This window comes from Alloiococcus sp. CFN-8 (assembly GCF_049943125.1).
Lineage (GTDB): Bacteria > Bacillota > Clostridia > Clostridiales > Clostridiaceae > JAEXZL01.
The window spans coordinates 3,009,918-3,025,598 of sequence record NZ_CP188040.1; the positions used below are offsets into that span (position 1 = coordinate 3,009,918).

At 35.1% G+C, this 15,681-nt stretch carries 16 protein-coding genes; 13 read left to right on the plus strand and 3 right to left on the minus strand.

Going from position 1 to position 15,681, the window contains the following annotated elements; genetic code table 11:
* Positions 1-84: 84 nt before the first annotated feature.
* From ACPWSR_RS14045 to ACPWSR_RS14060, 4 genes are all read left to right on the plus strand, one after another.
* On the plus strand, positions 85-1,968 hold the full coding sequence (locus ACPWSR_RS14045; protein WP_426348863.1) for an FAD-dependent oxidoreductase: 1,884 nt from the start codon (positions 85-87) through the stop codon (positions 1,966-1,968).
* Positions 1,969-2,057: 89 nt separating this feature from the next.
* Positions 2,058-2,444, plus strand: a complete 387-nt coding sequence (locus tag ACPWSR_RS14050; protein WP_426348864.1) for a NusG domain II-containing protein — start codon at positions 2,058-2,060, stop codon at positions 2,442-2,444.
* A gap of 11 nt (positions 2,445-2,455) precedes the next feature.
* Entirely contained in the window at positions 2,456-2,980 is a 525-nt protein-coding gene (locus ACPWSR_RS14055; protein ID WP_426348865.1) for a Gx transporter family protein, read from the plus strand.
* 11 nt (positions 2,981-2,991) lie between these two features.
* Positions 2,992-3,957, plus strand: coding sequence for a polyprenyl synthetase family protein (locus tag ACPWSR_RS14060; protein WP_426348866.1), 966 nt, complete (start codon positions 2,992-2,994; stop codon positions 3,955-3,957).
* Positions 3,958-3,986: 29 nt separating this feature from the next.
* Here the strand turns inward: ACPWSR_RS14060 and ACPWSR_RS14065 are convergent, their stop codons facing one another.
* A complete protein-coding gene (locus ACPWSR_RS14065; RefSeq protein WP_426348867.1) occupies positions 3,987-4,880 on the minus strand; it encodes a LysR family transcriptional regulator in 894 nt (297 codons plus the stop codon).
* 187 nt (positions 4,881-5,067) lie between these two features.
* On the opposite strand from ACPWSR_RS14065, the gene ACPWSR_RS14070 reads away from it, so the two are divergent.
* Both ACPWSR_RS14070 and ACPWSR_RS14075 read left to right on the plus strand, forming a co-directional pair.
* A complete protein-coding gene (locus tag ACPWSR_RS14070; RefSeq protein ID WP_426348868.1) occupies positions 5,068-5,469 on the plus strand; it encodes a hypothetical protein in 402 nt (133 codons plus the stop codon).
* Positions 5,470-5,498: 29 nt separating this feature from the next.
* Positions 5,499-5,918 (plus strand): YkvA family protein, encoded by a 420-nt coding sequence (locus tag ACPWSR_RS14075; RefSeq protein WP_426348869.1) that lies wholly within the window; start codon positions 5,499-5,501, stop codon positions 5,916-5,918.
* Between the two features lie 31 nt (positions 5,919-5,949).
* Here the strand turns inward: ACPWSR_RS14075 and ACPWSR_RS14080 are convergent, their stop codons facing one another.
* A complete protein-coding gene (locus tag ACPWSR_RS14080) occupies positions 5,950-7,071 on the minus strand; it encodes a glycosyltransferase family 4 protein (protein ID WP_426348870.1) in 1,122 nt (373 codons plus the stop codon).
* Between the two features lie 131 nt (positions 7,072-7,202).
* On the opposite strand from ACPWSR_RS14080, the gene ACPWSR_RS14085 reads away from it, so the two are divergent.
* The 3 genes from ACPWSR_RS14085 to ACPWSR_RS14095 are packed head-to-tail and all read left to right on the plus strand — an operon-like array spanning position 7,203 to position 10,040.
* Entirely contained in the window at positions 7,203-8,216 is a 1,014-nt protein-coding gene (locus tag ACPWSR_RS14085; protein WP_426348871.1) for a CotS family spore coat protein, read from the plus strand.
* Positions 8,213-8,974: a hypothetical protein gene (locus tag ACPWSR_RS14090; RefSeq protein ID WP_426348872.1), complete on the plus strand. Its 762-nt coding sequence runs from the start codon at positions 8,213-8,215 to the stop codon at positions 8,972-8,974. Before ACPWSR_RS14085 ends, ACPWSR_RS14090 begins: the two co-directional genes overlap by 4 nt.
* Positions 8,975-8,990: 16 nt before the next feature.
* Positions 8,991-10,040, plus strand: coding sequence for a CotS family spore coat protein (locus ACPWSR_RS14095; RefSeq protein ID WP_426348873.1), 1,050 nt, complete (start codon positions 8,991-8,993; stop codon positions 10,038-10,040).
* A gap of 34 nt (positions 10,041-10,074) precedes the next feature.
* Here ACPWSR_RS14095 and ACPWSR_RS14100 read toward each other — a convergent pair whose 3' ends face one another.
* Entirely contained in the window at positions 10,075-11,190 is a 1,116-nt protein-coding gene (locus ACPWSR_RS14100) for a glycosyltransferase family 4 protein (RefSeq protein WP_426348874.1), read from the minus strand.
* Between the two features lie 107 nt (positions 11,191-11,297).
* Between ACPWSR_RS14100 and ACPWSR_RS14105 the strand changes: the two genes are divergently transcribed.
* The 4 genes from ACPWSR_RS14105 (at position 11,298) to ACPWSR_RS14120 (ending at position 15,623) form a co-directional block, all read left to right on the plus strand.
* Positions 11,298-12,299, plus strand: coding sequence for a CotS family spore coat protein (locus tag ACPWSR_RS14105; protein ID WP_426348875.1), 1,002 nt, complete (start codon positions 11,298-11,300; stop codon positions 12,297-12,299).
* A 63-nt stretch (positions 12,300-12,362) separates the two neighbouring features.
* Positions 12,363-13,223 carry a sporulation peptidase YabG gene (gene yabG, locus ACPWSR_RS14110; protein ID WP_426348876.1) on the plus strand — a complete coding sequence of 287 codons (861 nt, stop codon included), beginning with the start codon at positions 12,363-12,365 and terminating at the stop codon, positions 13,221-13,223.
* A gap of 241 nt (positions 13,224-13,464) precedes the next feature.
* Positions 13,465-13,704, plus strand: a complete 240-nt coding sequence (locus tag ACPWSR_RS14115) for a Veg family protein (RefSeq protein ID WP_426348877.1) — start codon at positions 13,465-13,467, stop codon at positions 13,702-13,704.
* Between the two features lie 353 nt (positions 13,705-14,057).
* Complete coding sequence (locus ACPWSR_RS14120) at positions 14,058-15,623, plus strand: DUF3794 and LysM peptidoglycan-binding domain-containing protein (protein WP_426348878.1); 1,566 nt, start codon at positions 14,058-14,060, stop codon at positions 15,621-15,623.
* Positions 15,624-15,681 lie beyond the last annotated feature (58 nt).

Sequence of the window (15,681 nt, forward strand, 5' to 3'; positions counted from 1 at the left end):
ACAATATTTAACTTTCTATATATATTTAATATGGTAGTTTACTTGTTCTATTATAGGTATGATAAAAATTAAGGAGTGATTTAGTTGGATAACAAACACATCGTTATATTGGGGGCAGGCTATGCAGGTGTCCATGCGGCGAAAAAGCTAGCTAAGAAATACAAAAAAAATGATAGTGTTGAAATTACACTTATTGATAAAAATCCCTTCCATACACTGATGACTGAGCTTCATGAGGTAGCTGGAGGAAGAGTTCACCCTGAGTCTGTTCAGGTAGAGCTTTCAAAGATTTTTCACAGAACCAAGGTTAAGGTTGTAGTAGATTATATTACAAAGGTAGATATCGAAACACAAACAGTTAAAACTAAAAATGATAGCTTCAAATATGACTATCTATTAATTGGTACAGGTTCTGAACCAGCTTTCTTCGGTGTTCCTGGTGTTAAGGAAAATGGATTTACCCTTTGGTCCTTCGAGGACGCTTTAAAAATCAGAAAGCATATCCAGAATACCTTTGATAAGGCTTCCAGAGAGTTAGATCCTAAAAAGAGAAGGGACATGCTGTCCTTTGTGGTTGCTGGCTCAGGTTTTACAGGTATTGAAATGGCTGGAGAGCTTTTAGAGTGGAAGAATAAGCTCGCTAAGGATTATGGAATAGATAAGGATGAGGTTTCCTTATATGTAGTAGAAGCTTTAGGTACCATATTAAATATGCTAGATAGAAAGCAGGCAGATAAAGCTGAAAACTATATGCTTAAGCATGGGGTGAAGGTATTAAAGAATTCACCGATAGTTGAAGTTAATCCTAAGGGAATAGTACTTAAAAGCGGAGAGAAGATTGCTACTGAAACATTAATATGGACATGCGGTATACAGGCTAACGGTCAGGTTGGTGAGTATGGCTTAGATAGAGCTAGGGCTGGTAGATTGCAGACCAATGAATTTATGCAGGTAATTGGACATGATAATGTATTTGCAGTAGGTGATTTAGCTTATTATGAAGAGGAGCCTGGCAAGGGTACACCTCAGATAGTAGAAGCTGCAGAACAGACAGCAATGACAGCTGTAAATACTATTGTTGCTGACATCAATAGCACTGAAAAGAAGGAATTCAAATCTAATTATCATGGCTTTATGGTTTCTGTTGGAGGAAAATACGGTGTAGCTGATCTTTCAGGAATAAAGCTTTCTGGATTCTTTGCTCTATTAATGAAGCATTTAATAAATATGTATTACCTATTTGGAGTTAATGGGGTACATGCTGTATATCATTATCTTCAGCATGAATTCTTTACTATTGAAGATAAGAGATCGATTATGCGAGGACATTTATCCTCAAAGGGAAATAGATTATGGCTTGTTCCTCTCAGAATATATATAGGTGTTCTTTGGTTCTTAGAAGGTTTTGAAAAGCTTGTAGGAACTGCAAATTGGGAAGCTGCCAAGGGACTTAAGAAATTCACAGCAGGTATAGGTGAGGATAGCTGGATGCGTATGGGCAATGTAAAGATGCCATTTTCTTGGTTAACAGCTGATGGAGCCTCAGGAGCATCTGATGCTACTACTAGTGCATCTCAGACTGCAGAAGCTGCTACAGAATGGGCAACTCCAATTATATCTAAAATGCCTAAGCTTTATGAAGGTATAATGGAAATTATGATACCTACTCCAGAAATGGCTGTATGGTTCCAGAGAATGGTGGTTATTCTTGAAATAGGTATGGGACTTGCTCTCATAGCAGGCTTATTTACCTTCTTAGCTAGTGCTGCTTCAGCCTTTATGGTTGTTAACTTTATTCTTTCTGCCATGGCCGGATGGGACATATTATGGTATTTCTTTGGCTCTATAGCTCTTATGTGTGGAGCAGGTAGAACCTTTGGACTTGATTATTTTGTAATGCCATGGATTAATGATAAGGTTCGGGGCTTCTGGTATGGTGATAGAGTAGCTCCATACAATCAGAAGTAAAAATGGTAGTAATAACTAGACTAATGATTAAATATCCAGTATTCTATAAGTATGCTTAATTAAATAAAAACAAAGGTGGAATTTACTGCATGAAGAAATTGGATATAATAATTATAGCTGTGCTTCTTATAATTTCCTTTATTCCTGAAGTTTTATTCGGAATAAAATATTCAGTAGAAGCTAGTGAAACCTATGCAGAAATTACAATCGGCGGAAAGCTCTATAAAACTGTTTCTCTCTCAGAAAATGGGGGAGAGGACAGTTTTATTGTTCACACGGACCAGGGCTTTAACGAGATTGAAATAAAGGATAATTCCATAGCAATAATAGATGCAAATTGCAATGATAAGCTTTGCTTAGAAATCGGACATATAACTGATCCAGGAGAATCTATAATATGTCTGCCTCATAAGCTTATGATAGAAGTAAAGGGTACAACAGATGACAGCTCTCCGCTAGATTCCGTTGCTTATTGAGGTGATAACTAATGAAAAATACAATTAAAATGGTTTATATAGCTCTATTGGTTGCTCAGGCCTTAGTTCTTCACCTTTTTGAGTCAATGATTCCAGTACCTTTTATTACCCCAGGTGCTAAGCTTGGGCTATCTAATCTTATTACGGTAATTGCATTATATACATTAGAGAGAAAGAGGGATGCATTTTTAGTGGTTACCCTCAGAATAATTTTATCCACCATGTTTGGTGGAAGTCTATCAACCCTAATGTATAGCATGGCTGGTGGTATTTTGAGCTTTGTTGCTATGGTTATAATTAAGGAAATATTCAAGGATAAGGTGAGTATTATTGGAGTCAGCGCTAGCGGTGCTGTATTCCATAATGTTGGACAGCTGCTGGTAGCTGCAGGAATTCTTCATAATATATGGGTTACGCTATATCTACCAATCTTATCAATTGCTGGTATAGGAACGGGTATATTTGTGGGTATAGCGGCTAATTATCTTACTAAGCACCTGCAGAAAATACCTTACTTTTCTAAAATAAAAAGATAGAGGTTGATTCAATGGATAAAATGTGGCTTCAATATCCTGAGCTTAGAGGCGAGATAGAAGCTGTGCAAAACATTATGAAGAAGAGTATCAGATGTAGAGACAAAAGAATAGAAGGCTCATTAATAGAGCTTTTAAATTCTAGTGGTAAGATGCTAAGACCAGCTTTTACCTTAATTTCCTCTCATTTTGGTAACTATAGTGAGGATAAGGCAAGATCGTTGGCTGCAGTAATGGAGCTTTTACATATGGCTACCTTGGTTCATGATGATATAGTAGATGATTCTAAGCTCCGGAGAGGGCAGGAAACAGTTCAATCAAAATATGGCAAGGACTATGCTGTTTACATAGGTGATTTTCTTTTTTGTGTTTGTTTTAAGCTTCTAGCTGAGAATTCTTCATTGGAAGCTATTAAGATAGATGGGAAATCAATGTCTAGGATATGCATAGGAGAAGTAGAACAGCTTAATTCAAGGTTTAATCATAAGACCACAGTAAAAGAGTATTTGGCGAGGATATCCGGTAAGACAGCAGAGCTTTTTTCCTTGAGTTTATATATAGGAGCTGCTGAATCTGGCTGTTCTTATAGAGACAGTAGAATCTTTTGGAATATAGGACATAATATCGGAATGGCCTTCCAAATAATTGATGATATACTGGATTATTCAGGAAGTGACGAAGCAATAGGTAAGCCTGCAGCAAATGATTTAAGCCAGGGGATATTTACCTTGCCTTTAATATATGCATTAAGAAATGATGACGGTAAGCTTCTGAAGCTGGTGAAGCAGGATAGCTTCAATAAAGAGGATATCCACAGGATTATCTCTTTAGTCCAGGAAAAGGGTGGGGTTAAAAAGGCTCAGGAGCTGGCAGTTAGGTATACTGAAAAGGCTTTTACACTTATTGAAAAGCTTCCGAATAACCCTTATAAGATAATTTTGAAAGACATTGCAAATAAGCTTCTAATAAGAGAGTATTAATAAGGAGAAGGACCTTTGGGTCCTTCTCCTTAAATTATATTATATATTTTTTTGCATTCCCTTTTTACATAATCAATAAACGGTCTCATAAGTCTATAATTATTAGGTGTATATAAGAGGTATATAGAGTAGTCTAAGGAGATATTCTTTAAGGTAATCTCTTTTAGTGTACCTTTTATTAAGTCATCCATGATACATACTCTTGGCAATATTGATAGTCCATAGCCCTTTAATACGGAGCTTCTTGCCATATCTATAGTATTAACCGTAAAGAGAATATTTAAAGGTAAGTGTTCCCTATAATCCTCTTGAGCAAGCTGCAGTCGTCTTTTAATATTAAACTGATCTTGAAGGAGAATAAAGGGGTATTTACTAAGGTCTTGTCCAGTAATTGAATCTGGACCGTTGAAATTGCTTGGACCAACTAAAACTAAGGTGTCATCAAGAAGCTTTGTGTACATCAGGCTGTTATCCTCAGGTTCCTTAAAGGATAAGGCGAGATCAGAAATATTGCTGGATATATTAGTTTCAATATTATCGATGGCAGTGTTATTAAGTCTAATATCAAGAGTAGGAAAATGTTTTTTGGAGTTATATAAAACAATTGGGATAGAAGAATTTGACAGATTGTAGTAGGAGTCAATTATCACTATACTCTTAGCCATTTTAAAGCTCTCAATATCCTCCAGCATCCTATCATAGGACTGAAGCATTGTTTCTACGTGTTTCAATATAGTTCTACCTTCTGAAGTAAGCTCAACCCCTTTGTTGCTTCTCTCGAAAAGCTTTACGCCAAATCGACTTTCCATGTTGCTAAGCTGTTGGCTTAGAGCAGATTGCGAAATATGGGAAAGACCTGCAGCCTTCGAAATGCTTTTATAGGTAGCGACGTCATAGAAGGACCTAAAGGTATCAATATTCATTAATAATCATCCTTATTTGAATTAACATAATAAATTATTTTACATTATATTTGATATATTTACAAGTGTAGGGGGTAATAATCTGAAGAAAGGATTATTAACAAATTTATAAAGCTTTGTTTCTCTATATTTTATATATTAATGCTATTATTAGATAAATATAATAATATGACAAAGGAGGGTTATAATGCAGGAATATATACTGGTTTTTGATGAATACTCCCAGGTCATAGGCTTTAATAGCAAAGGAGAAGCAGAAGCTTATGCTCTTCAATGGATGGATAAAAGCAAGGAAGAGTTTGCTGCCTCTCGTGAAATGGAGGTAGGCAATGCTTTTGATGACTATGAGGGGCTCAAGGCTGCAGGAATAAGGAACGGAAGCTTGCATGCTTATAAGGTAGAAGAAGTTATTAAAGCAATTGATAAATCAGAAGCTCTAGAAAAGGAAGCTTTAAAAGGACTTTTGGAGGAGGAACAGATTCATTTTGAAAGGGATCAGTACTCTGAGATTAATTTAGCTCTAGAGCTAACTCCGGAGATACAGCTGTTTAACGACTTTGATGGAGAGGTTAATTATCCTGGGCAGTAGTAAAGAATAATTATTATGGAGATGAAGAAATGGACTATAAAAATATACTAAAAACCTTTAAAGAGCAGAGAAATAAGAAATGGGATAAAAAGGCGGAGAAGTATTATAGTGATCCTGAGTCCACTGATACATTATTAAATAAGGCGGAAGATAAGGCTTCAAAAAAAGAAAAGGGACCAATAAAGGAGATTTGGGATAAGGTTAAGCTTCTTATAGCCTTAGCTAGAGATTGGTCAAAGGGAAATTATCGTGAGGTTTCAAAGGGAAATATGATATTAATATTGGCAGGAATAATATATTTTGTATCCCCCTTAGATATAGTCCCAGATTTTATAGTAGGCTTAGGCTTTCTAGATGACGCCGCTATTTTGACCTTTGTGGTAAACCGATTAGACAAGGAGCTGGAAAAATACCGTGGATGGAAGAATAATTCCTTTCAGGGTTCATAATAAATAAAGTGAGGAGAGACTATAAAACTCCTCACTTTATTATTTTGCTGTTATATACCTCTAGGGTCTTAAGGGCAGTATTATTCCAAGAAAATAACTGACTTCTCTCTAAACCCAGCCTGCTAAGAGTAAGACTGAGATCAGGGTTGTTTATAACCTTTATTAAAGCCTCTGATAGCTCATCTTCTCTGCTGGGATTTACTAGTATTCCTGCATCTGCTACCACCTCAGGTATAGAGGTGGTGTTAGAGGTGATTACAGGAGCACCACAGCTCATAGCCTCTAAGGGTGGAAGGCCAAAGCCTTCATAAAAGGAAGGGTAGATAAATGCGCTACAGCTATTATATAGATAGGGCAGAAGCTTCTCCTCTAAATAGCCAAGAAACTTTATTTTGTCCCCAAAGGCTGTTTTCATTACCTCGTTATATAAGGCTTCCCCCTCATCTTTTAAGGCTCCTCCTATAACAAGATAATGCTCTTCCTTAAGGCTATTATATATTTTCTTAAAGCTATTAATTACACCTCTTACATTCTTTCTAGGACTAAAGCCACCCAAATATAATATAAACGGTTTGTCTATTTTGAACAGATCATAGAGCTTGCTGCTGCAGATTTTCTTATCTAAAGGTTTAAATATTTCTTTAGCAGCTAAGGGGATTACGTGTATATCTTCTTCTGGATACCAGGGAAAAAATCTCATAATATCCTCTTTAGAATAGTTAGATACAGTTATCAAGCTATTGGATTTTTCAATAACCTGAGGCATTTTTTTAAGAAAGTTTTTAAGGTATCCCTTTCCTACGGTTTCTGGCATCAAGTAAGGTATTAAGTCGTGGATGGTACAGATACATCTCTGTCCTAAGGAATGCTCAATGCCTAAACCGTTTTGAGGAACATGATAGATATCTATATTTTTTTTATGATTATATTCGGGAAAGTAATTAGCTTCAAAGAAGCGCTGATGCTTTTTTGAGGTTAAAACTATTTCTGAATTATGCTTTTCGTAAGCTTTGTATTCACTGCCACACCAGAAAAGAATATACTGATTTTTACTGTCCACCTCTAAAAGATTTTTTATTAGGGCTTGAGTATAAGTTCCTATGCCAGTACCTTTATAAAGGGTTACTCCTCTTGCATCAATTGCTATTTTCATAAGGTTACTCCTAAAAATATCTATATATTAATAATATTATTCTTATATCCCCTTGGTGAATAATTATCACAGCATATATTTATGCTTCATATACTAAAAAAAGAAGCAGTGAACGGAGGAATTTGTATATTTTGGATAGGGTTACAGAGCTTTTAGAAGCTAACTATAGGCTTAGGATATATTCTGCTATAAAGGAAAAAAACATTTATAAGGTTTATTCTGAGGAAGGCTGTTACTGCTTTAAGCTTATTAGATATAAGTATTCTCACTTTAAATTTATAATTTCTGCAATAGAGCACCTAGAAAGAAGAGGGTTTAAGGAGCTGGTGCCTATTATTCCTACAGTAAAGGGTGAAAGGTATATAGCTTTTGGAGAAGGCTACGGCTATCTATCTCCATGGCTCAGGGCTCGGGAATGTAATTATGATAATCCCTATGACCTTTTAGAGGCAGCGAGGGCACTTGCCAGACTTCACAATTACAGTGAAGGCTTTATGATTAAAGGCGATATGTCTCCAAGAATTGGATGGTTTAGCTGGATTCAAACCTTTGAAACAAGAATAAATGAAATATTAGATTTTAGAAAAAGAATCAGTCAGAAGGCTAAGAAGTCGGGCTTTGATTGTATATATCTAGAAATGATGGAGAAAGAGCTTATTATAGCGGAGAGTGCTATAGCAAATCTTAAGAAAGCAGGCTATAGAGAGATAATGATGAAGGATATATTTAAAGGAGGCTTCTGTCATCATGATTTTGCTCACCATAATATATTGATTGGAGATAAAGGAAAGGTTAATATTATTGATTTTGACTACTGTATTTTGGATAGTAATTTGCATGATCTTTCAAGTCTTCTTCTAAGAGCCATGAAAAATGGCAGGTGGGAATTAGAGAAGAGTGAGCTTATTCTAAATGGTTATAGAGAAGAGAAGATTATAAGGCAGGAACAGATTCCGGTAATAGCTGCTTTTATGGAATTTCCACAGGATTATTGGCAGATAGGCTTGCAGTACTATTGGGAACAGCAGAGCTACGGAGAAGAGTTTTTTGTAAATAGGCTAAAAAAGATAAAGGAAGATATCCTCGATAAACAGGAGTTTATTGAAACCTTTAGGCTACACAAATTACACGGAGGTAAAGGATGAGTATAAGGCTGACAGATGAATTTAACAAATATCTAGAGAGCAAAGGCATAGAATTAGACATCAGCCCAGTGAAGGATAAGGAATTGGTGGATAGAATAACCCTTGAGGAAGCAGCAGAAAAGCTTGAGATTTTAGCGGAGCTTCATAAAAGACTTATGGGATATGAAGGACATATTGGTAATCATCTGACCAGCTCAATAGGAGAGCTTATGGAAAATAATAAGGCTAATCTACGGCGGCTAAAAAGAGATGTAAGCTATTTAAAGGATTTAAAACCAGCCAATGTTTTTGAGGAAACTCTTAAACGGTATGCGCAAAAAATAATAACTAGAGGTGAAAGGGCTTTAGCTCTTGCTTCTTCCTCTGATTATACGAAGAAAGTATATAGGAGTATGAATAATAATGAGATCTGCCTTGGAAATGCTGATATAGATAGCTTCTATAGAAGAGATGGAGTTATATATATAAAGTCCTTGAACAAATGCACCTATAATCTCATAGAATGTGATGTAATTGATTTTATTAATCGATTAAAGAAACAGAGGGAGCAGCTACCTTATGATGAACTTATAAAAAAATATATAGAAGCTTCTTCTTTAGAGGGAAGTAGCTATGATTTTATAAGGGGGATGGTCAACTATCCTTATGAGTGTGTTAAGGTCTGTACAAGATATAGAAGGATGAAAAAACCATGGACGCCGGAAAAGTATGCCTACAGCTTAAATACAGCCATGGTAAAAGATGGTGAAGAAATCTAGAAGGAGAGGAAATAGTTTGGAATCTAGATATGGGGAAGATAAGTATTTAACTAGCTATTGCCTTAATAGCAGGATATTTGATGAATACGATGTAGAAGTAACTGATGTTGTACCTTTAAGGAATGTATATGTAATCTTTACCAATAAAGGCACTAAGATTTTTAAAAAGCTGTCTTACGGTAAAGAAAGATTTTATTTTATAGAAAAGGCTATAGAATATATTAAAAGGAAATATCCATATACCATAGAATTTGAAAAAAGCTCTTCAGGAGACTTTTTTGCTTATCATGAAGAAGCTATATATGTGCTTATTAATGGCATCGAGGGGAGGGAGTGTGAGGTTTATAATCCTGTGGATGTTGTAGGAGCGGCCAGTGCCCTAGGAAAACTTCATTTAGCTTCTCTAGGTATCGCAGAGGAGCTTCCCAGTGAGTTTTTATGCAGAGAAGAAAATATATCTTTAGGAAGGCTTAAGCTTACAATAAAGAATGATATAAAATTAATAACAGAGCTTCAGGGAAGGCTTTTGCAATTTGAAAGGCATAATGAGTTTGATAATCTTTTTGCTTCCTCAGGAGAGGAGATAAAGAAGGCGCTGTATAAGTGCATGGAGCTTTTAGAAAATAGCGCCTACCAGGAGCTAATAAGCAGTAGAGAAGCAGTAGTATTGTGTCACGGTGATTTAGCACATCATAACATAATAATAAAAGGAGAGGATGTTTGGTTCCTGGACTTCGATTATTGCACAATTGATCTAAGAGTCAAGGATTTAGCTGATTTTATAGATAAATCCATTAAAGGCAGTGGCTATGATATGGATAAATGTAGAGATATTATGATGAATTATGAGAATATAACTCCTCTTACCTTTCAGGAAAAGAAGCTTTTATATATATATCTCATGTATCCCAGGGATATAATTAGCATCTTAAGGAGCTATTATAATAAAGAAAAGAATTGGGAGTATAGGGTGTTTTTAGATAGATTTGATAAGAAGCTTCGAGGCAGGGAGGAAAAGGAATTATTTTTAGAAGAGTTTTTTGCAGAATATTTAATATCAAAATAAAAAGATAGGTGTCCGCTCCTGGGCACCTATTTTTTTATATACTGTTGTAAGCTTTTAAGGTATTCGTGGCTGTCTTATACCAGCTGAAGGTGGCTGCTCTTTTAAGTCCCATTTCTATAAGTGTACTTCGATATTTTTTATCCTCTGAGAGGCTATAAATGGCTTCTCCTAAGGTGTCTATATCTTGGGGGTTAATTAATACAGCGCTTTCCTCAAGAATTTCCGGTATAGAAGTGGTGTTGGAGGCTATTACGGGTGTACCGCAGGCCATGGCTTCTAAGGGAGGCAGGCCAAAGCCTTCATAATGGGAAGGGTATACTAAAAAGAGTGCGCAGTTATAAAATATAGGCATATGCTCTAAGGGGATAAAACCAGGAAAAATTACACTGTCAGAAAGTGCAAGCTCTTGGGCTCTTTCCTTATACATTTCAAAGGATTTACCCTTCTTGCCAACTATCACAAGTTTTATTTCCTTTCCTTTTTTGGCTACCAGCTTTGAATAGGCTTCTATTAAGCCTAATATATTTTTTCTTGGTGAGAAGCCACCCACATAGAGAATAAAGGGAGAATCTATGGAATAAGTCTCTCTGAGTATTTTTTTGCAGTAATCCTTGTTTATAGGTCTATATATTTCTTCTGCTGCTAAGTGAGTAACAAAAATCTTATCCATTGGATAATTGAACTCCTTAGAAATATCCTTCTTTGAAAAGTTTGAAACAGTTACTATTCCGTCGCAGGATTCTATAATAGAGCTCATCTCTTCTTGAAAAATTCTAAGATATTTCTCTCCTACAGTTTCTGGCATACGGATGGGAATTATGTCGTGGAGAGTAATTATTTTTTTGCTTGATATATTTAATGGGAGCCCCACGCCATTTTGTGGTACATGATATAGCTCTGGAAGTTTAAAGTTGCTCGCGGATAAAGTGCTTACACTATCCCAGAATTCTGCCTTAGGTTCCTTGGCGATTTTCAATAAATTAAAGTTTGGCTTATAAGCTATAATGTCCTGAGCGTCCATGGGTGAAAGTATCGAATAATTATTTAAATAATCTATTTCATTTAAACCCTTAAGCAGCTGATAGGTATAGGTTCCTATCCCTGTGCCACGATACCAATAGGCGGCTCTGCCATCTATTCCTATATTCATACAGAAATCCTTTCTAAATGGTTCCATAGTTTATTATATTAATCCCTATAAATATTGTTAATAAATGTACCAGGGTCTTCATATAAATTATATAGGAGGTGGGCGTTATGATGAGAGAATTTGAGATAGAAAGACAATTTAATATTAAAATTGAATCACTTAAACCTAATAAAGGCGTTTATTATCTTAAGACAAATAAAGGTGAAAAATGCCTAAAAAAAATAAACTACGGAGCTCAGAAGCTGTTATTTGTTTATGGAGCAAAGGAGCACCTCATTAAAAATGGTTATGATAGAATAGACCGGTACGACCTTAACGTTGATGGAGAGCCTTATGCTATAGTTAATGAAGATATATATACTCTTTCAGAGTGGATCCAGGGAAGAGAGTGTGATTTTTATAATTCAGAAGAGGTGATAAAGGCCTCAAGAAACTTAGCTATGCTACATATAGCCTCAAAGGGCTATGAGCCTCCAGAAAATAGCAAGCTTAAAACGGACCTGGGCAGATGGACACACCTGATGGATAAGAGGGTAAAGGCTCTGGATAAGATGAAGGACATGGTAAGAAAGAAGCACTCTAAGAGCGACTTTGACTTAAGCTATATAAAAGCCATGGAATTTTATAAGGATAAGGGAGCTCTTGCCTTGCAGATTTTAATGAGTTCTAATTATAAAGAGCTTTGTGCTCTAGCTGAGGAGGAGAAAAGCTTCTGTCACCATGACTATACCTATCATAATATTATTATTGATTCTAATGATAGGATAAATGTTATAGATTTTGATTATTCAAAGCGTGAAATTAGGATCTTTGATTTAAGTAATTTTATGATTAAGGTGCTGAAGCGAAATCATTGGGATATTAAGATAGCCCTAGCTATATTAGAGGCTTATAATGAAATAAGTCCTATCATAGACAAGGAGTATAAGGTGTTATATGCCTTTTTGCTATTCCCTCAGCGTTTTTGGAGACTCGCCAATCGCTATTATTATAATGAAGTTAATTGGGGACAGAATACTTTTGTTAGAAAGCTGGAGGGACTTATCGATGAGCAGCTGGAGTATGTAGAATTTTTAAAGAATTATAAAGAGATTTATAATATATCCTAGTCCATTGAACTTAATATCGTTAGTTGAATATACTATTACTAAACCATTTGTAGGAGCATTAAAGTGAATATAGGTGATATAGTTGTAAGAAAATCCTATGAGAAGGACATAGCCTTTAAAATAATTGATGTTAGGGAAACAGAAAAGGGAAATATTTTTATTTTGAAGGGAATAAATATAAGGATTATTGCTGACTCTGTGGAAGAAGATCTGGAAGGAGTTAATGAGGGATATATTGGTGAAAAGGATAAGGTGTTTAATTCTCGTGTAAATGAGAATATTAAAAAGGTAATTGAAAGTCGTATGGATATAAAGAGGTATAAGCGGAGCCCAAAAATTATACCAACAAAAGATCTGGTCTTCGGAAGACCAGGAAAGATACTTCATATTGATGGGGATGAGAATTATCTGGAAGCCTGTTTAAAGGCCTATAAGCAACTGTCCTTAAGTGCATCGGGATATGTTATACCAGAGAGGGAGCAGTCTCAAAGAGTTCTTGAGCTGGTGAAGGAAGTAAAGCCAGATATCATTGTTTTAACAGGTCATGATGGTATGCAGAAGGATACGAGAGAATTCCTTGATATAAACAATTATAGAAATTCCAAGTACTTCATTGAATCAGTAAATGTACTTAGAAACTATAATTCTAGCTATGATGAGCTGGTGATTTTTGCGGGTGCATGTCAGTCCTGCTATGAAAGAATATTAGATGCAGGTGCTAACTTTGCTAGCTCGCCCAATAGGGTGTTAATCCACTGCTTAGATCCTGTCTTTATTTGTGAAAAGATAGCCTACACCAATATTGATAAGATAGTAGATATTGCTGAGGCTTTAGAGAATACTATTACAGGTATTAAGGGGATAGGAGGGCTACAAACCCGTGGTAAATACAGAGAGGGGTACCCCAAGTCATCATATATATAATATCTTAAAAAAAGAAGTCGGATATGCCGATTTCTTTTTTTAAGTCTTTAAATTAAAGTATTAGTTTATTATTGAGGTATAAGAAGAAAACAAAAGGTTAATAATAGAAAAAGATGAATGTGAACAATGTTAACAAAACATTAACATTGACAATGAGATATATAAGTGCTAAAATGAAAAGTTTATTTGACATAATTTAATAAACGTTGTATAATATATTATGTAGAAAGAGGGTGTTAGCATGGAAAAAGGCAAAACTATAACCGCCATTAAGAAAGATATAGCTACACATATAGGTGAGAAAGTTATTTTAAAAGCTAATGGTGGAAGAAGAAAGGTATACGTTAATGAAGGTGTACTTGAAAGCGTTTATCCCAGCATATTTGTCATTAGATTAGATAACGACACCCAAAGGACAGTGACATATAGTTATTCAGATGTGCTAACTAATACAGTTCAAATATCATTTGGTAGTATATAAGCTCCTGAAAACAAAACCGCATCGGATTATGATGCGGTTTTGTTTATATATAAATAAACTTATACAGTGATCATATAGATTATAGTAAAAAAAAGAAAGATGGCGGGTTTCCATCTTTCAACTATGGTATAAAAGGGTATTGAGAATTTATGAGAGGTTATATGGTCAATAACCATTTATTATATTACGACATTTATTGAGGTTTGTCAACAGTGAAATTATTTTTTTTCAACCCTTATCCTACATATTGTAACATTTTAATAATTTGTTCATAATTCTAATAAATTTTACCAGTAATAAAATTCTATATATATAAATATATATAATAGTAGGTATTTTATAGGAGGGTTAATATGCCGGATGTGAATTTCGTTAATGAGTCCATAGAACTTGAACAGCTTTTAAGCGAAATCAATAGGGAAACTATGGTAAAGGGAGAATATTTAATACCCGATACTCATCCTGATGTGGTTAGAATACTAATGATCCATGCTAAACCTGTAATTATTAATGCGGAGGTTATGCAGGATAAGATTTATTTAGAGGGACAGGTAGAATATAATCTACTTTACTTTTCTAAAGAGGAAGAGAAAACTGTGCTTAACAGTGTAACCTATAATGATAAATTCAACAGTCAAATAGAAGCCCCTGGAGCTGAACATAGAATGTTATGTGAAGCAGACTGTGATGTAGAACATATAAATGTAAATATTATAAACGAAAGGAAAATCTCTATAGATGGTATATTTAATATCAATTGCAGCCTCTATAAGATAGATTCCTTAGCTATGATAAAGGATATCGAGTCCTCGGAAAATATCCAGATGCAGAAAACCAATATATCTATTGATAAGGTTATGGGAGCTATAAAACAAGAAGTGATTGGTAAAGGAAATATTACAATCGCCCAGGATAAGCCAGAAGTATATAAAATAATAAAGGTTTTTGCTCTTCTCCATAAAAAAGATGTGAGGGTGATGGAGGGCAGGATTCAGTGTGGGGCCTTCTGTAAAGTGAATATTATCTATAAGGGGGAGCAAGGAGGGGATATTTATCTTCTAGAAGATGATATGTATATCAGTGAAGAGATTGAAATGGAAAAAGCCCTTCCAAACATGTCTGTATTCTGTGACTATACTCTATTAGGTCCTGAATATTCTGTTAGAGAGGACGAGAATGGTGAAAGAAGGATAATTGACCTGGAAGCCCCAGTAATAGCAATGCTTAAGGTTGTGTCCAATGAGAACTTAAGTGTAATAAAGGATGCTTATTCTCCTAATTTAAATATGGAACTAGAAAAGGAAAGCTTCCCATTGGTTTCTCTTCTTGGCCAAAATACTTCTGAAGTTATAGTTAAGGATAATATATACCTGGAGCCTCAGGATCCTTTACCTGTGCAAATATTAGGATCTATAGGACGAGTTGCTCTGACAGATAAGAAGCTTTTAGAAAATAAGCTCATCCTTGAGGGCATAATAAAAGCAGATATAATTTATAAGACTAATGATGAAAATAATAGTGTTAATTTAATTTCTGGAGACATACCCTTTACTTCAACTCTAGAAATACCTGGGCTTAAGATTGATATGACAACGAGAGTTAGGGTGAATCTGGAGAGTATAGAGAGTGATATTGAAGCAAATACCCTTGCCCTCAAAGCTGTTATAAATATAAATGTAAGAAGCTATTATAAGAGCAACAAGGATTTTCTTGTTTCTGTAAAATGCAGTGATGAACCGATAAGTAAGAAGAAAAGCAGTATTACCATATATATGGTTCAGCCTGGAGATACTCTTTGGGAGATAGCTAAAAAGTACTATACAACTGAGGAGGAGCTCTTACATTTAAATGAGATAGATAGTGAAAGTGAGCTTTTACCAGGAAAGATGTGCTTGATTCCTGGCAGAGCAATAATTTAATTAAGAGTAAAACTCTATGATTTATCATAGGGTTTTTTATTTTGGATAAAATAAGTAA